The sequence below is a fragment of the Cupriavidus sp. GW823-FHT06D04 genome (genome assembly GCF_058795055.1).
Genome location: NZ_JBXAHL010000001.1, coordinates 77,458 through 94,924, shown reverse-complemented (window position 1 = coordinate 94,924; position 17,467 = coordinate 77,458). Strand labels below are relative to the sequence as shown.

Annotated in this window: 18 protein-coding genes, 1 tRNA gene and 1 pseudogene; 13 read left to right on the top strand and 7 right to left on the bottom strand. The window is 66.1% G+C overall.

Going from position 1 to position 17,467, the window contains the following annotated elements; translation table 11 throughout:
* Positions 1-127 precede the first annotated feature (127 nt).
* The 5 genes from AC1Q7H_RS00485 to AC1Q7H_RS00465 all read left to right on the top strand — a co-directional run bounded on the left by AC1Q7H_RS00485 (position 128) and on the right by AC1Q7H_RS00465 (position 9,376).
* Positions 128-2,740, top strand: coding sequence for an FHA domain-containing protein (locus AC1Q7H_RS00485; protein WP_492380823.1), 2,613 nt, complete (start codon positions 128-130; stop codon positions 2,738-2,740).
* Positions 2,737-4,119: a beta-barrel domain-containing protein gene (locus AC1Q7H_RS00480; RefSeq protein ID WP_013957493.1), complete on the top strand. Its 1,383-nt coding sequence runs from the start codon at positions 2,737-2,739 to the stop codon at positions 4,117-4,119. The genes AC1Q7H_RS00485 and AC1Q7H_RS00480 overlap by 4 nt, the downstream gene beginning before the upstream one ends.
* A gap of 91 nt (positions 4,120-4,210) precedes the next feature.
* Positions 4,211-4,963 carry a peptidylprolyl isomerase gene (locus tag AC1Q7H_RS00475; RefSeq protein ID WP_013957492.1) on the top strand — a complete coding sequence of 251 codons (753 nt, stop codon included), beginning with the start codon at positions 4,211-4,213 and terminating at the stop codon, positions 4,961-4,963.
* Positions 4,944-8,063 carry a peptidase domain-containing ABC transporter gene (locus AC1Q7H_RS00470; protein ID WP_492380822.1) on the top strand — a complete coding sequence of 1,040 codons (3,120 nt, stop codon included), beginning with the start codon at positions 4,944-4,946 and terminating at the stop codon, positions 8,061-8,063. Before AC1Q7H_RS00475 ends, AC1Q7H_RS00470 begins: the two co-directional genes overlap by 20 nt.
* Positions 8,060-9,376, top strand: coding sequence for a sigma-54 interaction domain-containing protein (locus AC1Q7H_RS00465; protein WP_013957490.1), 1,317 nt, complete (start codon positions 8,060-8,062; stop codon positions 9,374-9,376). The genes AC1Q7H_RS00470 and AC1Q7H_RS00465 overlap by 4 nt, the downstream gene beginning before the upstream one ends.
* Before the next feature lie 39 nt (positions 9,377-9,415).
* Here the strand turns inward: AC1Q7H_RS00465 and AC1Q7H_RS00460 are convergent, their stop codons facing one another.
* Together AC1Q7H_RS00460 and AC1Q7H_RS00455 are read right to left on the bottom strand one after the other, a co-directional pair.
* Complete coding sequence (locus tag AC1Q7H_RS00460; protein WP_013957489.1) at positions 9,416-10,192, bottom strand: PP2C family protein-serine/threonine phosphatase; 777 nt, start codon at positions 10,190-10,192, stop codon at positions 9,416-9,418.
* A gap of 74 nt (positions 10,193-10,266) precedes the next feature.
* Entirely contained in the window at positions 10,267-10,611 is a 345-nt protein-coding gene (locus AC1Q7H_RS00455; protein ID WP_228772366.1) for a hypothetical protein, read from the bottom strand.
* 157 nt (positions 10,612-10,768) lie between these two features.
* On the opposite strand from AC1Q7H_RS00455, the gene AC1Q7H_RS00450 reads away from it, so the two are divergent.
* From AC1Q7H_RS00450 to AC1Q7H_RS00430, 5 genes and pseudogenes are all read left to right on the top strand, one after another.
* Complete coding sequence (locus AC1Q7H_RS00450) at positions 10,769-11,260, top strand: lecithin retinol acyltransferase family protein (RefSeq protein ID WP_013957487.1); 492 nt, start codon at positions 10,769-10,771, stop codon at positions 11,258-11,260.
* Positions 11,261-11,294: 34 nt separating this feature from the next.
* Positions 11,295-11,525: a hypothetical protein gene (locus AC1Q7H_RS00445; protein WP_013957486.1), complete on the top strand. Its 231-nt coding sequence runs from the start codon at positions 11,295-11,297 to the stop codon at positions 11,523-11,525.
* Between the two features lie 62 nt (positions 11,526-11,587).
* A tRNA-Arg gene (locus tag AC1Q7H_RS00440) sits at positions 11,588-11,662 on the top strand.
* Positions 11,663-11,825: 163 nt separating this feature from the next.
* Positions 11,826-11,957, top strand: a pseudogene (locus AC1Q7H_RS00435) (Arm DNA-binding domain-containing protein); the annotation flags it as partial.
* Positions 11,951-12,769, top strand: a complete 819-nt coding sequence (locus AC1Q7H_RS00430; RefSeq protein ID WP_492380821.1) for a DUF4062 domain-containing protein — start codon at positions 11,951-11,953, stop codon at positions 12,767-12,769. The pseudogene AC1Q7H_RS00435 and the gene AC1Q7H_RS00430, both read left to right, overlap by 7 nt.
* A gap of 43 nt (positions 12,770-12,812) precedes the next feature.
* On the opposite strand, the gene AC1Q7H_RS00425 is transcribed toward AC1Q7H_RS00430, so the two are convergent.
* Positions 12,813-13,352 carry a DUF1643 domain-containing protein gene (locus tag AC1Q7H_RS00425; protein WP_492380820.1) on the bottom strand — a complete coding sequence of 180 codons (540 nt, stop codon included), beginning with the start codon at positions 13,350-13,352 and terminating at the stop codon, positions 12,813-12,815.
* A 14-nt stretch (positions 13,353-13,366) separates the two neighbouring features.
* Here AC1Q7H_RS00425 and AC1Q7H_RS00420 point away from each other — a divergent pair, with 14 nt between their 5' ends.
* Positions 13,367-13,570, top strand: coding sequence for a hypothetical protein (locus AC1Q7H_RS00420; RefSeq protein WP_441614267.1), 204 nt, complete (start codon positions 13,367-13,369; stop codon positions 13,568-13,570).
* Here the strand turns inward: AC1Q7H_RS00420 and AC1Q7H_RS00415 are convergent.
* Positions 13,561-14,232, bottom strand: coding sequence for a hypothetical protein (locus AC1Q7H_RS00415; protein WP_492380819.1), 672 nt, complete (start codon positions 14,230-14,232; stop codon positions 13,561-13,563). The genes AC1Q7H_RS00420 and AC1Q7H_RS00415 overlap by 10 nt on opposite strands.
* A gap of 32 nt (positions 14,233-14,264) precedes the next feature.
* Between AC1Q7H_RS00415 and AC1Q7H_RS00410 the strand changes: the two genes are divergently transcribed.
* Complete coding sequence (locus AC1Q7H_RS00410) at positions 14,265-14,501, top strand: hypothetical protein (RefSeq protein WP_041228036.1); 237 nt, start codon at positions 14,265-14,267, stop codon at positions 14,499-14,501.
* Between the two features lie 73 nt (positions 14,502-14,574).
* Positions 14,575-14,889 (top strand): hypothetical protein, encoded by a 315-nt coding sequence (locus AC1Q7H_RS00405; RefSeq protein ID WP_492380818.1) that lies wholly within the window; start codon positions 14,575-14,577, stop codon positions 14,887-14,889.
* Between the two features lie 4 nt (positions 14,890-14,893).
* On the opposite strand, the gene AC1Q7H_RS00400 is transcribed toward AC1Q7H_RS00405, so the two are convergent.
* The 3 genes from AC1Q7H_RS00400 to AC1Q7H_RS00390 all read right to left on the bottom strand — a co-directional run bounded on the left by AC1Q7H_RS00400 (position 14,894) and on the right by AC1Q7H_RS00390 (position 17,467).
* Positions 14,894-15,355, bottom strand: a complete 462-nt coding sequence (locus AC1Q7H_RS00400) for a hypothetical protein (RefSeq protein ID WP_492380817.1) — start codon at positions 15,353-15,355, stop codon at positions 14,894-14,896.
* Positions 15,356-15,434: 79 nt separating this feature from the next.
* Positions 15,435-16,685, bottom strand: a complete 1,251-nt coding sequence (locus tag AC1Q7H_RS00395; RefSeq protein WP_492380816.1) for a DNA cytosine methyltransferase — start codon at positions 16,683-16,685, stop codon at positions 15,435-15,437.
* A gap of 86 nt (positions 16,686-16,771) precedes the next feature.
* The gene (locus AC1Q7H_RS00390; protein WP_492380815.1) at positions 16,772-17,467 is read right to left on the bottom strand and encodes a hypothetical protein; all 696 of its coding nucleotides are present in this window, start codon (positions 17,465-17,467) and stop codon (positions 16,772-16,774) included.

The window sequence follows — 17,467 nt, the reverse complement described above, 5'->3', positions numbered from 1 at the left end:
CCGCTCCCGTGCCAACCGCGCGTCCCGCGCCCGATTGACTAGCCTTAGCCGTCGCCTACTATGTTCTTAGTCGCTTCACCCCCCTGGCCTGCCGCCGCGGCAGCCGCGCTGTTGGCTCGCTGGAAACATGGCTCCTGACGAAGCACTGATCATGGAAATGCCGGTGAAAATGGCCCAGGGATTCGCTCGGGAGTTCTCTCAGGATCTGGCACAGGAATTCGATGTATTCCTGACGCCCGTCGCGCGCCCCGAGCTGGGCGAGATCCGCATCGACGAAGACCTGTTCGCCGTCGGCCGCAGCGAACTGCCGTTTGCCGCCTACCCGGAAGACCTGGCCGCGCCGCTGTCGCGCCGGCATGCGCGCATCTTCGCCGAGCATGGCGCGGTATATGTGGCGGATCTCGGCAGCAAGAACGGCACGCGCGTGAACGGCGCGGCGGTGGCGCGCCAGCCGGCGCAGCTCAGCGATGGCGATGAGGTGGCCTTCGGGCCTGCGCTGTCGTTCCGGGTCCGGCTGTCGCCGCGCGCGCCGCAGCCCGAGCCGCCGCGGGTGGCGGTGACGCTGGTGCCCGAACGCGGCGATGTCGGACTGCAGCCGCTGCACGTGGACGGCTTCCCGTACCTGATCAGCAAGGCCGACGATGCCTTCGCGCGCTACCGCGACAGTTATCCGCAGCAGGTCAACTACCTGTCGCGGCGCCACGCGCACGTGTACCTCAAGGGTGGCGTGCCGTTCGTGGAAGACCTGGGCAGCACCAACGGCACCTTCGTCAACGGCAAGCGCCTGGCAGACCACGGCGTGCCGCTGGACGACGGCGACCTGATCGCCTTCGGCGGCAACCACTTTGTCTACCAGGCGCAGGTGCAGCGCACGGGCGATGGCGATGCCACCGCGACGCGCTCGATGCTGCAGCCCGTCGCCGCGGCACCGGATACGCCGGCCGCTTCCCCGGCGCCGGCCGCACGCGACGAGGATGACCGCACCACCTTTGTCGGTGCGGCCGATTCCTTCCTCGACATTTTCTGCGTCGACTATGCCGCGCAGCAGGACGACGAGGTCAACGCCGAGGCCGAGGCACAGGCCGCGGCGGCCACGGCGGCGCACGACGGCGCGCAGGCACGCCGCAAGCGCGGACGTGCCGCGCTGCTGCTGGCGGAAGGCGCCAGGCTGTTCGGCCTGGACGATCCCGCACGCACGCGGCGCGCGGGGCGATGGGGCGGCGCGTTGCTGTTGCTCGCAATAGTGGCGGGTGCGGCCGTGTACTGGCGCGGTGCGGCGGAGCGCGAAGTGCAGGCCTTGTTTGCCGCCGGCGATCACGCCCGCGCGGCGCAGGCCGCCGACGACTACCTGGCGCGTCATCCCGACGATGCCCAGGTGCAGGCCCTCGGCACCGAGGCACTGATGCGCGCTTACGTGCCCGATTTTGCTGCCAGGCTGAAGGCCGGTGATGTCAGCGGCGCCGATGCCGCGCTGGCCCGGATGCGCAAGCCCAGTGCGCACAACGCCGATGCGCGGCCGCTGGTGGCCGAGCTCGACTGGATCGGCCGGCTCGAACGCTTCACCGCGCAGCGCGGCGTCGACGCGCCGATCCGCCTCTACACCGACGAGGCCCCGATCCGGCAACTGCTGGCGTACTGGAACCAGGACACTACCGCGCACCAGCGCGCACTCGGGCGCATCGCGGCCGATGTGCCGGCGTTCCGCGATCTCTATGCCGATGCGCTCAGTGATGTGCGCCGCCTGCAGAACGATGCCTCGGTCTACCTGGCGGCGATCGACCGGCTGAACGCCACCATCGCTGCCGAACTCGGCCGCGACCGCCCGGAGGCGTTGCAGCCGGTCATCGCCGAGTACCGCGAGAAGTATCCGCGCCTGGCCGGGCTGGACCGCGTGCAGTCAGACCTGGACCGCTACACCGCGCTGATGCAGGCACTGCGCGCGCGCCGGCCCGGGCCGCTGGTGGCGCGGCTGGCCGACAGCCGCTTCGCCACGCCGCCGTTCCAGGCGCAGTTCAACCACCTGGCCGCGCGCCTGCCGCCGCCGGAGATGGTGCGCCAGTACGCCAGTGCGGCCAGGGCGTGGCAGCAGGGCGACAGCGCCGCGGCGCTCGCGGGGATCAAGCAGATCAGCGGCGGCCCCTGGGCCGACGACCTCGCGCGCGACCTGTCGCACAAGCAGAAGGTGGCGGCACAGTACGCCGAGTTGCAGTCCGCGCGCGGCAGCAAGGACTATGAGGACCGGCTGCTGGGCTTCTACGCCATGCTCGATGCCGACGAAGACGGCCATTTCGCCAAGGCGGTCGAGGCCGACGTCAACGGCGTGCGCGACAGTGCCCTGCGGCGCGCGCGGGAGCTGATGGGCAGCGCCGTCGCCGCATGGAAGCAATACCGCAGCAATGGCGTGATCGGCAGCGAGCAGCGGCTCGAGCCCGGCATCTCGCCCAAATTCCGCGCGCAGGCCCGGTTGCTGTCGCAGGCGCAGACAGACGCGCGCCAGGGCATGCGTATCTTCACGCAACTGCGCGCGGGGGAAAGCGCCGACCTGGCGCAACTCGCCAAGATCGAGGAAGAGATCCGCGCCGAGGCCGACCAGCAGCGGCACGCGCTGCGCGAATTGCGCACCGTGCTCGATCCCGCCGTGCTCAAGACCAAGCTGGAACTGATCGGCGGTGAAGACACCGGCAAGGCGCCGGAACCAGCCGCGGCCGCCGCGGCGCCACAGCAAGCGGGGCAGCCATGAAGGACGATGCCCGCCAGGGCGGCCTCAAGCCACTCTCCGAGGCGCTGGAAGACCACAGCGCCGAGGGCATTGGCCTGTTGAGTGCCGAGCCGTCGCGCCTGGGACTGCTGACCATCGTCACGACTTTCGCGCTGGTGCTGTGCGGGCTGGTGTGGTCCTTCGTCGGGCATGCCGATGTCATTGTCACGGCGCAGGGCACGCTGGCGCCGGAATCCGAGGTGCGCCGCTTCTATGCCCCGGTGGACGGCGAGCTGGCCGACCTCTACGTGGCCGAAGGGCAACCCGTGTCCAAGGACGACGTGCTGGCGCGCCTGAATGCGCGCGGCGCGATCGAGGCTGCGGCCAATGCGCTGGAAGCGCAGCTCAAGCTGGAAGACTCCGAGCGCGAATGGAAGCAGTTCCCCGACAAGAAGGCGCTGATGGAACGCCGTGCGGCGGCGCTCAAGCAGCAGATCGACGTTGCTACGCGCCAGCACGAGACCCGTATCGCTGAAGGCACCACGCGGCTTGCCGAACAGCAGCGCGCGCAGTTGCAGGAAGCGCGCAGCAACCTCGAGAACGCCAGGCGCGCGCGTGAGTTCGCGCGCCAGGAGCAGGACCGCTACGCGCGCCTGCTGGCGTTGCCGGGTGGCGGTGGCGTTTCGCAGTCGCAGGTGGATGCCAAGCGCGCCGCGGCGCAGGACGCGGAGAACAACCTGCGCGTGGCGCAGTCGCGGCTGGCAGAGCTGGACGCGCGGCTGGGCCGCGAGCTTACCCAGGCCAGTTCACAGCTCGAAAGCAGCGGCCAGGACCTGGCCGGGCTGCGCGTGCAGTACGACGCGGCGCTGCGCGAGATCGCCAACACCGAGGACAAGCTGCGCCTGCAGGTGCAGACCGCCCGCCTGGTGGCGGACGCGGCGGCGCGCATCCGCTTCGAGAACATCGACAAGGACAACTTCCTGCTGATCCTGGCGCCGGTGTCGGGCGTGATCACCGATGTCACCTCCACCCAGCGCGGCGACAAGGTGCAGGCCAACACGCCGCTGGGCGGCATTGCGCCCAAGGATGCGCGCCCGGTGGTGAAGATCGTCATCGCCGAGCGTGACCGCGCTTTCCTGCGCGAAGGGCTGCCGGTCAAGCTCAAGTTCAGTGCCTTCCCGTACCAGCGCTACGGGATCATCGAGGGCACGCTGGAATTCATCTCGCCCGCCACCAAGCCGGGCGGGCCCGACAAGCAGCCGGTCTACGAGGGCCGCGTGCGCCTGGCACGCGACTACTACGCCGTGGCCGACAACAAGTATCCGTTGCGTTACGGCATGACCGCGACTGCGGAGATCGTGGTGCGCGAACGCCGCCTGATCGACCTGGGGCTGGACCCGTTCCGAGAGGTGGCCGGCTAGCGTGGCCGGGGCAGTCGGGGGAAACACAAGCACAGCACATCTGGACAGCCTGGCGCGCAAGCGCGTGGGGCCGCCAAAAGGAGCCGAGAAAATGACTGGCATTGTGCGTATCGACGACGAGGTGCTCGGCGTCGAGGAGTTCGTGCGGCTGCTCAAGCTGACCGGGCAGTTCGAAGGGCTGATCGAGCAGATCGTGCGCGACAAGCTGACGGTGCACGCGGCGAAGCGGCAAGGCATGGTGGTCACGCCCGAGGAGATCCAGGAACGCGCGGACCAGTTCCGCCGCGTGCAGGGCCTGCATCGCGCTGCCGACATGAACCACTACCTGGATGCGCTGAACATCAGCCTGGATGAGTTCGAGGCCTTTGTCACCGACAGCCTCTACCAGGAGCGGATGATGGAGCAGGTCTGCAGCGAGGCCGCGGTGCAGGCGTACTTTGCGCTCAACTCGCCGCGCTTCGATAGCATCGAGGTCAGCCATATCGTGGTCGACAGCGAGGGCAAGGCCAAGGAGCTGATCTCGTATCTGCAGGATGATCCGGAGGCCTTCGCCGAGATGGCGCGCGAGCATTCCATTGCCGACACGCGCGAGCGCGGTGGCGAGATCGGCAAGGTGCTGCGCGGCTCGCTCAAGACCGATATCGAGGCCAAGGTCTTCAACGCCGAGCCGGGCGACCTGCTGGGGCCGTTCCCGGCGGCGGACCGTTCCTTCTTCGAGGTCTTCCTGGTGCGCAGCAAGCACCCGGCCACGCTGGACAGTGAGGTGGCGGTGGAAGTGCGCCGCCTGCTGCGCGAAGACTGGCTGATGGCCAGGGCGCAGGAACATGTCATCGAAGCCCGCTAGCGAGTCCGGCCAGGCCGGTGATCGCGCCGCGGCGGCTGCCCCGGACCAGCCGGAGGCAGGATCGGCGCTGGCCGCCTTTCTTGCCTCTGTCGAGATCCTGTCGGTGCTGACGCCGGAGGAGCTGGCACGCCTGGCGGAAGCCGCGCAGGTGCTGATCTTCGGTTTTGGCGACACCGTCTGCAATGCCGGCGAAGCGGCGCCGGGCTTGTTTGTCGTCAAGTCCGGCTCGGTGCGCGTGTTCAACGAGGAGCACGGCAAGGAAATCAGCATGGGCGTGCGCAAGGCCGGCGAGGTCTTTGCCGATATTGCGCTGCTGCGCGACTACCGCCATGAGTCGTCGGTGCGCGCCTCGGGCAAGACCGAGCTGCTGATGATCCCGCGCAGCGTGGGCGAGCCCGTGGTGGCGGGCAACCCGGCGGCGCTTGCGTTTATCACCAGCTATGTCGCGATCAGTTCGGCCGGCGGCTTTGTCGCGCGGCTCTTCGACTTGCGCGGCAAGCTCGACAAGCAGGAGCTGGAAGACGCCGTGCGCAGCGTCGGCGTCAAGCGCGTGGCGGCCGGCAAGGAGATCCTGAAGCAGGATGGGCGCGAGGACCGCCGCCTCTATGTGGTGCGCCAGGGCACGGTGCGCATCGTACGCAGCGAGGAGGGCAGCGAGTTCCCGCTGGCTACGCTGGGGCAGGGCGATATCTTCGGCGAGCGCGCCTGCGTGATGCGGCAGGAGCAGCTGGCCTCGGCCATCGCCGAGACCGACGTGCGCCTGCTGGTGATTCCCGAGAAGACGGTGCAGCTGATCCTGGAGCGCAACCCGCGCCTGCGCGAGGTGCTGGAAGAGCGCATCCGCGTGCTGGACCGCGAGCTGCATCGGCAGAAGAAGCTGGCCGAACGGCGCAAGCGCCCGGTGCTGCTGGACCTGCATTCCAAACCGGAGTTGGGCGAGAAGCTGATCCGCCGCTTTGCGCTGGTGGAGCAGGCCGAGGAGATGGATTGCGGCGCGGCCTGTCTGGCGATGATCTGCCGGCACTACGGCATCCCGATGACGCTGGGCAAGCTGCGCGAGCTGGCCAACGTGACCACCCATGGCGCCACGCTGGACAGCCTGGCACGCGCCGGCGAATCGCTCGGCTTCACCACGCGTGGGGTGCAGTGCACGCGGGATTCGCTGATGGGCTTCGAGCTGCCCTTTATCGTGCACTGGGAGGGCTACCACTACGTGGTGGTGTACGGGATCTCGTCGCGCTGGGTGTGGGTGGCCGACCCGGCCATCGGCTTCCGCAAGATGAGCGCGGAGGAGTTCGAGCGCGGCTGGAGTGGCACCTGCCTGCTGTTCAGGCCGGGCGAGAGCATGACCCAGCTGTCGGTGTCGCGCTCGCCGTGGCTGCGCTTTATCGGCTACCTGGCACCGTACCGGAAGATCCTGGCGCACCTGTTCCTGGCCACCTTCGTGATCCAGATGCTGGGGGTGGTGCCGCCGCTGATCATCCAGAACATCCTGGACGGCGTGGTGGTGCACCAGAACGTGGGGCTGCTGCACCTGCTGATCGTGGGGCTGATCATCTCCAGCGTGTTCTCGCAGCTGATGGCGACCATCCGCGCGTATCTCGCCAACTTCATGGTGCGCAACATGGACTTCGCCATGATGTCGCACTTCTTCAAGCACACGCTGGCGCTGCCGCTGTCGTTCTTTGCCAAGCGCAAGACCGGCGACATCTTCGCGCGCTTCCAGGAGAACCAGACCATCCGCGCCTTCCTGACCGAATCGACGGTGACCACGGCGCTGAACATGCTCATGGTGTTTATCTACTTCACCATCATGTTCCTCTACAACGTCAAGCTGACGCTGCTGCTGATCGCCTTCGTGATCCCGATCGCGGCACTGACGGTGGTGGTGACGCCGAAGGTCAAGACCTATGCGCGCGAGGTGTTTTCGGCGTCGACCGATGCCAAGGCCTACCTGATGGAGACGCTGGGCGGCGCCGAGACCGTCAAGGGCATGGGCATCGAGCGCCCGGTGCGGCTGCGCTGGGAGCGCAAGTACGCCAAGGCGCTGGACGCCCAATACCGGGCGCAGGCCTTCCATATCCTGGTGGGGCTGGTGAGCCAGCTGCTCAACGCCGCCACCACCATCGCAGTGCTGTGGGTGGGCGCGACGCTGGTGCTGGAGCGTGAGCTCACCATCGGCCAGCTGATTGCCTTCAACGCCTTCATGGGCAGCGTGCTGGCGCCGCTGATGGGGCTGGTGGCGTTATGGGGCCAGCTCAACGATGCCGCCGTGGCGATGGAGCGCCTGGGCGACGTGCTCGACCTGGAGCCCGAGCAGAAGCCGCAGGACGTACTGTCGCGCGTAATGCTGCCCGACCTGCAGGGCGAGATCGTGATGAAGGACCTGTACTTCCGCTACGGCGGCGAAGACACGCCCTACGTGCTGGAGAACATCAGCTTCGCCATCCGGCCGGGCGAGATGGTGGCCATCGTCGGGCGCAGCGGCTCCGGCAAGACCACGCTGGCCAAGTTGCTGGTGGGCTTCTACAAGCCCACCGAGGGCTCGATGTCGGTGGACGGCTACGACCTGAACGTGATCGACGCGGCGTTCTACCGCGCGCAGGTGGGCTACGTGATGCAGTCCAACCTGCTGTTCTCGGGCACCATCGCCGAGAACATCGCCTGCGGCGACGACAGCCCAGACCGGCGCCGTATCGAGGAGGTGGCGCGCATGGCCGACGCCCACGCCTTTATCAGCAAGCTGCCGCTGGGCTACGAGCAGGTGGTGGGCGAGCGTGGCATCGGGCTTTCCGGCGGGCAGATCCAGCGCCTGTGCATTGCCCGCGCGCTGTACCACGACCCGCGCCTGCTGGTGTTCGACGAGGCCACCTCGGCGCTCGACACGCAGTCAGAGAGCAACATCCTGGCCAATATGCAGGAGATCCTGCGCGGGCGCACCGCGGTCATCATCGCGCACCGGCTCAGCACCATCATGCAGGCCGACAAGATCCTGGTGCTGTATGAAGGCGCCATCGTCGAGCAGGGCCGGCATGAGGAGCTGATCGAGCGCAAGGGCATGTATTTCCAACTGGTGCAGAAGCAACTGAGCGCAGCATGAAGCTATACAACCAGGGTGCCACCCCCGCCTCGGCCACCTCGCCGGTGTCGTTCGCCGGCCTGATCGAGAAGATCGAGATCCTGCGCTCCACGCTGCGCTGGTCGTCGCGGCTTGACCGGCCGGAGATCGAGAAGCTGCTCAAGCAGGCCACCACGCTGCGCGACGAGGTGATGGGGCTGTCGCACAAGGAGCGCTTCGTGCAGGCGGCGTCGGCCGAGGCCGCCCCGCCGCAGGAGGAAGTCGAGCGCATGCCGCGCGAGCGCCGTCAGGCATTGATGGAGCGCAGCTTTATTTTCGAAGGCACCTTCGGCGACAACCCCAAGTTGTTGGAGGCGCTGGAGATTGCCGAGAAGGCGGCGCCGACCGACCTGCCGGTGCTGATCGATGGCGAGAGCGGCACCGGCAAGGAGCTGATGGCCAAGGTGATCCATGCCAACGGCTCACGCACTGACAAGCCGTTTATCTCGGTCAATTGCGGCGCCATCCCCGACAGCCTGCTCGAATCCGAGCTGTTCGGCCACAAGAAGGGCGCCTTCACCGGCGCCAGCAACGACCGCCGCGGCAAGTTCGAGAGCGCGCATACCGGCACCATCTTCCTGGACGAGATCGGCGAGCTGCCGCTGACCGGCCAGGTCAAGCTGCTGCGCGTGCTGGAAGCGCACGAGATCCAGCGCGTGGGTTCGGACGAGGCGATCTCGGTCGATACGCGCATCGTCGCGGCGACCAACAAGGACCTGCGCCGCATGAGCCAGGCCGGCACCTTCCGCGAGGACCTGTTCTACCGCCTGAGCGTGATCCACGTCAGCCTGCCGTCGCTGCGCGAGCGGCGCGACGAGATCCCGCTGCTGGTGTCGTACTTCAGTGACGAGGCCGCCGGCATGCTCAAGCGCCGGCCGCTCAAGCTGACGCCGCGGCTGCGCGACTTCCTGCTGCACTACGACTACCCGGGCAATATCCGCGAGCTGCGCAACCTGCTGTACCGGCTGAGCTGCCTGGCCGGCGACACCGCCGACCTGGCCCATCTGCCGCAGGATATCCGGCCGAAACCCGCCGCGCTGGCGGTGGTCGGCGCGGGCACGGCAGCCGCGGACATCACCATGGCGACGTCGCTGAGCGAGGCCAAGCGCGCCGCCAGCGACGAGGCCGAGCGGGCCTTCCTCGAGCGGGGCTTGCAGGAAGTCGGCGGCACCGTCGCCGAACTGGCGCGGCGCTTCGACATGAACCGCTCGCACCTGCAGATGCTGCTGAAGAAGCACGGCATCCACTCGAAGGACTTCCGCGCCAGCCGGCAGGCCGAAGGCGGCAAGGGGTAGCAAGGGGCAGGGGGCCCGAGGCTGCTGGGGGTCGTGCCTTCAGGCGTCCAGTTCGGGATTGACCAGCGTCTTGTCTGAGCCGTAGGGGTCCGCCGCACGCAGCACCACCACCGACACGTTGTCGCGGCCGCCGGCATCAAGCGCCATCTGCACCAGCGTCGGCGCGGCCTGCGCAACATCCTGCTGTGCCAGCACCGCCGCGATGTCGTCATCGTCGACCTCGTTGCTCAGGCCATCGCTGCACAGCAGGTAGACGTCGCCATCGGCCACCTCGGTCAGCAGTTGCTCCGGCGCCAGCGTCGGGGCCGCGCCGACGGCGCGTGTGATGGTGTTCTGCGCGGGATGGTGGCGCGCCTCTTCCGGGGTGATCAGCCCGCGCGCCAGTAGGCGCTCGACCTGGTTATGGTCGCGCGTGAGGCGGGCGAACTGGCCGCCACGCAGCCGGTACAGGCGGCTGTCGCCGGCCCACACGCAGGCGCATCGGCGATCGCCCGCCAGCAGCACCACCACCGTGCTGCCGATGCAGCGCACGCCCAGGCGCGCCGCTTCATCGACCAGTGCCAGGTTCACGCCCTGCAGCGCCGCGCGCGTGGCGTCGACCCGGTCTTCCAGCCGGGGGTGCGGCGGCAACGTGGCCAGCGCCTGGACCACGGCCTGGCTGGCGAAGTCCCCCACGGCATGGCCGCCCATGCCGTCGGCCACCGCCCACAGGCCCTGGCTGGGCAGGTCCAGGCAAGCGTCCTCGTTGCGTTCGCGCACGCGCCCGACGTCCGTGCATGCGGCCGAGGTCCACTGGAAGTGCGAGTCGAAACCCAATCTTGTCTCCGGTCCGCGTGAAGCCCCGGACTAGCCGGGGCGCTGCCACGGCGGCGCTGGCCCTCAGATCAGCATCAGATCAGCCGGCCGTCGTTCCTCGCGCCCTGGTCGCCCAGGACATTGATATTGGCGTTTGGCGCGTTGTTGCGGATATCGATGTTCTGGAACTGGTTGTTCATCTGATCAGCATAGAAGCTGTAGTTGATCTCGTAAAAGATGATCACTGTCCCGAGCGGCAGCGCAGACGAGGGCACGAACGGGCGGATCCACCCGAATACCGGCTGCCCGCCGGCGCCGCGCACACCGGCCATGGGCGGGTGCGGTACCGGTATTGAGCAAGGCGCGTGCCACAGCATGGGTGCGGCAGGCCTCGCCGCGCGCGGCGAATGGTGCCAGCCAGCCAACAGATCGGCCGCCATGCAGTTGGCTGCCATCCGACAGTCCATCCCCTCCAAAACCCTCGGATTCCCGCCAAACCATTGCCCTGCCGTCGCTCCCTGGTGTTGGCATGGTTGATGCGGTTGGTCTGGCATAGAGCAGCAATGCCTGCAGCAACCAGACAGACCGAGGCCAGCCATGAACATCCAGGAACAACAAGAACGCGCTACCGGCGGCGACGATCGCTTCGCCGACCCGCTGCCGCTCGGCGCCCACCTGGTCACCGATCGCCACGGCTACGCCCATCATGGGATCTATGCCGGCGCCGGCCGCGTCATCCACTACGCCGGTTTCGCCCGCTCCCTGCAAGCCGCGCCGGTTGAAGAAACTACCCTTGAAGCCTTCGCCGCCGGTTTCGGCATCGCCGTCAGGCCGGAACCCTGCGCCCGCTTCGCCGGCCGCCAGGCCGTCGAACGCGCCCGTTCCCGCGTGGGCGAAAACGCCTACCACTTGCTGACCAACAACTGTGAGCATTTCTGCTCCTGGTGCCTGTCCGGCGAAAGCCGCAGCGAGCAAGTGGAAACATGCATGCGCCGCCCGCGCGCCGCGCTGCACATCGGCTGGCTGCTGCTGGGCGCGCTGCTGCAAGCCCAACTGGGCGGCCTGAACCTGGGCCTGAGCCTCGCCTGAAGCGCGCGGCCATCACCGAATCAAGGAGACTGCCATGTCCGGACTGATCGACTGGGAACTGCGTTGCAACCTGCGCGGACAAGCCTGCCACCGCAGTTGCGCCACTGCCGCCGCCAGTTGCGCCCGCGGCCGCCACCGGCCGGGGCGCCGCGCCCTGCGCCATGCCGGCCGGCCGACGCGCCTGCCATCGTCCGGCCGCCTTGCCGGGCGAGGCCGCCGGGACGGGTCCACCATCGCGGGCGAGCCGGGCAGTTGCGGATTTTGATATACTCCGGGCCGTCTCCAGGATCACCGCGCCCGCGGTTCCCGATCCTGACGGTCCTGTCCCTCGCCGTAGTTCAATGGATAGAACGAGCGCCTCCTAAGCGCTAGATACAGGTTCGATTCCTGTCGGCGGGACCACAGAATAGTTCGCGGCAGTTCGCCAAAGTTCTCCTTCCCCAAGTAAATCAAGGCTTCGCGCCGAATCGACGTTCGCCAAAGTTCGTCATCGCCCGTTGGCATCCGTCACTTTTTGGAGCCCCTTAGGGGCATCTTCGAATGCCCCTATTTTCGGTGCCCAGCGATGCCCCGCACGGTCGAGCCATTAACCGATACCAAAATCCGCAACGCCAAGCCGCGCGACAAGGCCTATAAGGTTTTTGACGGCGGCGGCCTCTATATCGAGGTAATGCCGGATGGTCGCAAGCTGTGGCGAGAAAACTGCAAGTTTTTGTATCCAGCACATTTACTGATCTGATCGATGAGCGGCAAGCCGCAGTAAGTGCGATCTTAAAAGCGGGCCACATTCCGGCTCGTATGAAGCTATTTACCGCTGCGGACAAGTCTCAGATGGATATCATCAAGCGCTGGATCGATGAATCTGACGTCTACATGCTTATTTTTGGTGGTCGTTATGGTTCTGTGGAGAAGACTTCTAATCTAAGCTATACGAAACTTGAGTATGACTATGCAGTAGAGCAAGGGAAAGCGCCCTTTGTAGTCGTCATGAAAGATGATGCCCTTGAGCAGAAGGTAAGTCTTTCGGATTTCTCTCAAAGCCGGGAACTGAAGGGTTGGATTTCTGCGGACGATATTGAGGATACGAAATCTCTATACCAAGAGATTACCGCCTTGCGTGCGGAAAATGTGGAACTTAAAGAGGCGCCTGGTTCCGCGCAGAGAAAGCAAGAATCCAGCCTGTCGGGAGACGAATCCGAAGAATTCCCTTCATTGCGAGAATTGCTGGATAGCGTCGATGTGAAAGTTCCGGCTGAAGCAGCTGGTGGTGAAGAGAAGGTACTTACCCTGCTGGATATATTCGAAGGGATGAGGGGCCCACTCACAAATGGCATCACAAACCGCAATGGCGTCGGTGTGACTCAGAGTTTTTTGTATCACAATATCGCACCGAAGCTAACCGTGCATGGCCTGATGGATAATGAGAAAGTAACCGGGGCATCGTATAGGCGAAGCTTCGTGACCAAAAAAGGGGCTGGCATTCTTGGCTTTTATGGACCCCGAAGCTGAGAAAGCTCGGAAATAGCCCAGTCGCGCGTCCCGTTAGCGATGTCTAACTGGGCAAATATAGCGCCGGACGCTTCTTCGCCGCGATGTAGAGCGGATGCTTCGGGCTGCCATCCTGATTGAGCCCAAGGTGGTGGAGCAGCGATGCGCGCCCGCACATCCGAACGATGCGTAGCGCTTCAGCCGCCCGCGCCGGCGCCGCCTTGTGGGCACCCCAGGCGCAGATCACCATCGAGCAGCGATCGATCGCGTCCATCATCGCACCGTTGGTAGTGTCTTCCCGCCCGAGCGGCTCCGGATGCGACAGCAGGCCGTCAGGATCGGTCGAGCGCAGGGGGAACAGGTTGACCACCTCCAGCCGTCCGTACTTGCCGGCCAGCGCGCGCTGCAGGCATCTGGTAATCGTTGGGTCGTTGGCCTGGTGGTCAGCTGTCGACGGATTGAGCATGATGAAGCCCAGCGCCGGCCGGCTGGTATCCCACTCGCGCCAGAGGCGATAGCGGTACTGCTCGCAGTCGGACAGGATGCAGCCGGCCTCGCCGTCGAAGGTCTGGGTGGTCAGGTGCTTCGTGCTACGATCCTCCAAAACAGGGGGCCACCATGGGCATTGAGAGCTACAAGGACTACACAGTTCGTGGCTTTGCGAAGCAACTGGCTGATGGTTCGTTCGAAGCCTTTGGCACGGTGCAAAAGGACCATCTCGTTCTGGAGGCGTCTGAGCCTCTGGGCTCCTATGCAACATTCGAATTTGCCGTCGCGGCAGGCATCGCATGGGCGAAAGCGTGGATCGAGGATCAACGCTGAACCCTCCTGAATTCAACCACCCACACCCACGGGTTGGCATCCCATGCGCCGGCGCCATTGATCTGCTCCCACAGGTCTTTGTAGGCCAGGCGCGGATCCTTGGTCGCGCCTGTGTGCTCGGTGTTGGCCGGCTCAGCATGGAAGCGTTCCCACCCGTCCTTATAGGGCTGAATACCTTCGGCAATTGCGTCCACCTCGCTGCAGTCGTTCAGCCGCTCGACGCGCACTCCGGTGACCTCAAGGCGCAGTCGGCACAGCGCCCGCGGCATGTGGATGCTCGGCTTCCAGGTGATCCCTTCGGCCGGCGGAATGTTCTCGAAGCCGGCCGGCACGCACGCCGGATAGTCCGCGCGGTAGACGGTCGGGCCCGGGTCCAGTGCCGCCGGCTGAGCCCATGTCTCGCGCACCCACATGCGGTCGCCGGGCTGGCCATGGCGGCAAGTCAAGGTATCGCCGGTCCGCGTGTGCCAGACCGCGGTCATCTCCGGGGCCGGCGTGCCGTCGGCGAACTTCGCCGTTTCTCCGCCGACGGTCGTGGCTTCCCACTCGCCGAGCGGATTGTTGTGCGGCAGCTTCACCACGGGCCACGTCTGCGTCTTCCGGCCGTCCAGGATGGCGCGCACCATGGCGCCACTGAAGAGGATGGGGCGTTCTTTCGTCATGCTAGGATGCCTTGAATGGATTGGAGACCGCCATGGAACGCGTGACCGAGTACCGTGGATTCGACATCCATGTCGATGTCCAAAAGGTGTCCAAGGACATGTTCAACGTCTGGTTCGAGATTGAAGGACCTATGAGCCCGCCTGGAGTCGCGGCCATTGGCAAGCGCATCAAGGTCTTCGGCGGGCCGTACTCGCAGCGTTGGGCATACCTGGTCGCCGAACTTGCCGGCAGAGCCGCAGTGGATGTCATTCTTGGCGTGGAGGAATAGGCTTACCCCGCCATCCCTATCCGCCTTGCTTCCTTCGCGTGCTACGCTTCTTTGGAGCGATAGGAGGCAAGCCATGGCGAACTTCGAAACCGATGCCGAAATACTCGAGTGGATTGCTAAACACAGCGAGGACGAATTCCGACAGCACGTTGAGCGCCATACGTTCGGCGATAGGCGTTTAGAGAACGCTCGTGCATACCTCGATCGGATCGACAGCCAGCGCGCGGAGTTGCGCGAGGAACGAGCGCTTCTGGTGACGGAGCAGGCAGCGGGGGCGGCGCAGGACCAAGCCGAGGTTGCACGACAAGCGCTGCGCATTTCGAAATGGGCTCTCGGTATAGCTCTCGTTTCCGCATTTGTGGCCGTGGCCGGTTTGGTCGGAAGATAGGGCATTACATAACCTCCGGTTGCTGTGCCACCGACAGCGCCACCGCGACCGGCCGCACCCATACGGGCGTAGCCGACAGCATGAACGTCTCGCCGGACTCGGCCAGCAGCAGGGTGGTGCCCATCACCTCGGCGATCGCCTGCGCAGCATCCGGCGGCACTGCGTTGCCGATGCGCTCGCGCCAGGCCTGGTCGCTCAAGCCGTCCAGCTCGAGGTATTCCTCCGGCTCGATCAGCGACTGGATGGCGGCCAGTTCGAGCGTGGTGAATGGGCGATGCCAGGTGAAGTCCAGCGCGCGGATGATGGCGACCAGCTTGTCGTTCGCCGCCGGCAGCCGAGGGTCGGCTACTGACCAGCGGCCGTTGTCGTGGCCAGCAGCTGCCGAAACAGCGCCGCTCGGCTGATCCCAGCTCACCACGCCGTAATGGCCACCCGTCAGGTAGTTGTCGCCGCGCTCCCGGCGCATTCCCGAACGCGGGGCAGCGACGGCATATGCACCCCTGGCCGGTGTCGCTGCGGGCGATGACCGTGCCGGCCGGCTCGTCTTAGCCGGTGATGCGGTACTTGCCGGCGCCCTCGAATCCCGTAGAGGCGCGGGGATCCTGCACGCACTGGCCGGTTCCGTGCGCGCTGGTGACGGCGCCGGCGGCCTGCTGCCACGGCACGATCCGGAACTCGTTATTGTGCTTGGCGGGGCCGGCGTGGCGCGGGTCCGCGACGCTGAACGTACCCTGGCCGGGGTTCGTGCCAGCAGTGATCGTTCCCGACGCCTCGCCCCAGCGCAGGACGCCATACTGCTGGTATTGCGCGGCATTGGCCGGGCCGCGCGGGTCGGCGATGGAGAATGTGCCATTGCTCGGTAGCGACTCACCGGCAACCGCGCCAGCATGGTCATCCCAGTTCAGGACACCCAGCGCACCATTGCGGCGTTCCGGCATGATCAGGTAGTCCCGCAGGTGGCCGTCCACTACCTCCAGACGGTTCAGGCTGCGCCAGTCACTGCCGGCCTCGACAAATGCCAGGCGCACCCAGGTCTTCCACTGCAGGGACGGCACGCGGTGCATCGGGCCGCCAGCGGCATCGCCCGGCTGCGGCATGCGGCCAAGCACGGTACCGACGCCCTGCAGGCGCCGCAGTTCCGGCTCGTACAGGAAGGCCGGGACTTTCTCCATGTGCCGCGCCACCAGCAGGAAGCGCTTGCGGCTCTGGGCCAGGCCGCCGAGCTCGCCACAGTCGTGCGTGGTCTCGTTCACGGCGTAGCCGTAGTGGCGCAGAATCTGGTTGAGCTGTTCCAGCAGGTGCCGGCCGCGTGTTGCCAGCCGCGGCACGTTCTCGAACACGATCAGTTCGGCCGGATCGTCCTTCCAGGCCTCGCACATCAACCAGACGCAGCGCAGCGTCAGCTCGTTCAGCGCCTGGTACTTCGGCGTGCGGCTCAGGGCCTCCGAGAGGAGGCCGCTGGCGCCCTTGCACGGCGACGAGATGAACACGCAGTTTGGCCGCTCATTGCCGGCGGCACGCCGGATGTCGGAAGGCATGGCCTCTCGCCAGCCAGCTGGCGGCTCCTTGCCGTGGAAGGCCGTGTACTGCTGCCGGGTGAACAGATCCATGACCGTGCACGGCACGCCCACCAGCGTCTCGAAGTCGCGCGCGGCTGCCGGGTCGACATCGATGCCACCGATGCAGTGCCAGGTGGCGATCATGTTGCCGACCTGCGAGGCAGCTTTCTTGAAGCCTTTGGCGCCACCGCCGAGGCCGCAGCAGAAGCCGAACGTCTTGTACTCGCGCCGGATCATGCCTGCGCCTTGCCGGTTAGAAGCACATGGCCGCCTTCAGCTCTGCGCGGGATAGCACGTCGCTCACCGCCGCGACAAACACAGGTTCAGCTTGAGTTGTGCCCCGGCCTGAAGTGCTGGTGCCCGATTTCCAGAATCTGCTCATCCGTCAGCGCGGCAGGCGATGAGCATCGTTTGATGTCATTGCTCATGATCTGCCATTCATGCGGCTCGCTCTCTTGTTCGGGGTCGGAGAGGCTGTATGCCTCAAAGCCTCGAAGGTCTTTCCATCCCGCAGGACGCTCTGTGCGGTAGGTCCAATCTCCCCACGATGTTTTCCAGCGAAACAGTGTCGGCGCGGCAGGCGATGCGCTCTCACCTTCCACCACCAGCGCACGCACCATTTCAATGATTTCCGGAATCTCGAAGCTGCCGCTAGGGCCGCGAACGATGGTCACAATGGAGCGGAATCCATCTTCCCAGCGGTCTTTACGCACGCGTTGACCATCGGCGCGGATTTCCCACTCATCGGCAGGCGATGCGCTCGGCGTAGGGGCGGCGTCGGTCAACGCCACCGGCTCTGCGCTCCGGCTGGCTGAGCGACCCGCCGCATGACCAATCATGTAGGCGGTATCCTCGGCCTCTTCGCTTGCTGCGGCAGGCATGGCTCGAATGCCGTCAGCAAAGCGAGCCAGCGCCGCATCCCATTCGTTCGTGCTAGGCGTGGCGACCATCAGGCCGCAGTAGCGCGCCAGTTTCCAGTCTTCGTCCCGGCACTGCGCCGGTGTGGTCGATTCGATCAT

What these genes read in the sequence shown, in the direction of transcription:
- AC1Q7H_RS00485 (WP_492380823.1), top strand. Translation starts at nt 128, where the DNA reads ATGGCTCCTGACGAAGCACTGATCATGGAAATGCCGGTGAAAATGGCC.
- AC1Q7H_RS00480 (WP_013957493.1), top strand. Translation starts at nt 2,737, where the DNA reads ATGAAGGACGATGCCCGCCAGGGCGGCCTCAAGCCACTCTCCGAGGCG.
- AC1Q7H_RS00475 (WP_013957492.1), top strand. Translation starts at nt 4,211, where the DNA reads ATGACTGGCATTGTGCGTATCGACGACGAGGTGCTCGGCGTCGAGGAG.
- AC1Q7H_RS00470 (WP_492380822.1), top strand. Translation starts at nt 4,944, where the DNA reads ATGTCATCGAAGCCCGCTAGCGAGTCCGGCCAGGCCGGTGATCGCGCC.
- AC1Q7H_RS00465 (WP_013957490.1), top strand. Translation starts at nt 8,060, where the DNA reads ATGAAGCTATACAACCAGGGTGCCACCCCCGCCTCGGCCACCTCGCCG.
- AC1Q7H_RS00455 (WP_228772366.1), bottom strand. Translation starts at nt 10,611, where the DNA reads ATGGCGGCCGATCTGTTGGCTGGCTGGCACCATTCGCCGCGCGCGGCG.
- AC1Q7H_RS00450 (WP_013957487.1), top strand. Translation starts at nt 10,769, where the DNA reads ATGAACATCCAGGAACAACAAGAACGCGCTACCGGCGGCGACGATCGC.
- AC1Q7H_RS00445 (WP_013957486.1), top strand. Translation starts at nt 11,295, where the DNA reads ATGTCCGGACTGATCGACTGGGAACTGCGTTGCAACCTGCGCGGACAA.
- AC1Q7H_RS00420 (WP_441614267.1), top strand. Translation starts at nt 13,367, where the DNA reads ATGGGCATTGAGAGCTACAAGGACTACACAGTTCGTGGCTTTGCGAAG.
- AC1Q7H_RS00415 (WP_492380819.1), bottom strand. Translation starts at nt 14,232, where the DNA reads ATGACGAAAGAACGCCCCATCCTCTTCAGTGGCGCCATGGTGCGCGCC.
- AC1Q7H_RS00410 (WP_041228036.1), top strand. Translation starts at nt 14,265, where the DNA reads ATGGAACGCGTGACCGAGTACCGTGGATTCGACATCCATGTCGATGTC.
- AC1Q7H_RS00405 (WP_492380818.1), top strand. Translation starts at nt 14,575, where the DNA reads ATGGCGAACTTCGAAACCGATGCCGAAATACTCGAGTGGATTGCTAAA.
- AC1Q7H_RS00400 (WP_492380817.1), bottom strand. Translation starts at nt 15,355, where the DNA reads ATGCGCCGGGAGCGCGGCGACAACTACCTGACGGGTGGCCATTACGGC.
- AC1Q7H_RS00395 (WP_492380816.1), bottom strand. Translation starts at nt 16,685, where the DNA reads ATGATCCGGCGCGAGTACAAGACGTTCGGCTTCTGCTGCGGCCTCGGC.
- AC1Q7H_RS00390 (WP_492380815.1), bottom strand. Translation starts at nt 17,467, where the DNA reads ATGATCGAATCGACCACACCGGCGCAGTGCCGGGACGAAGACTGGAAA.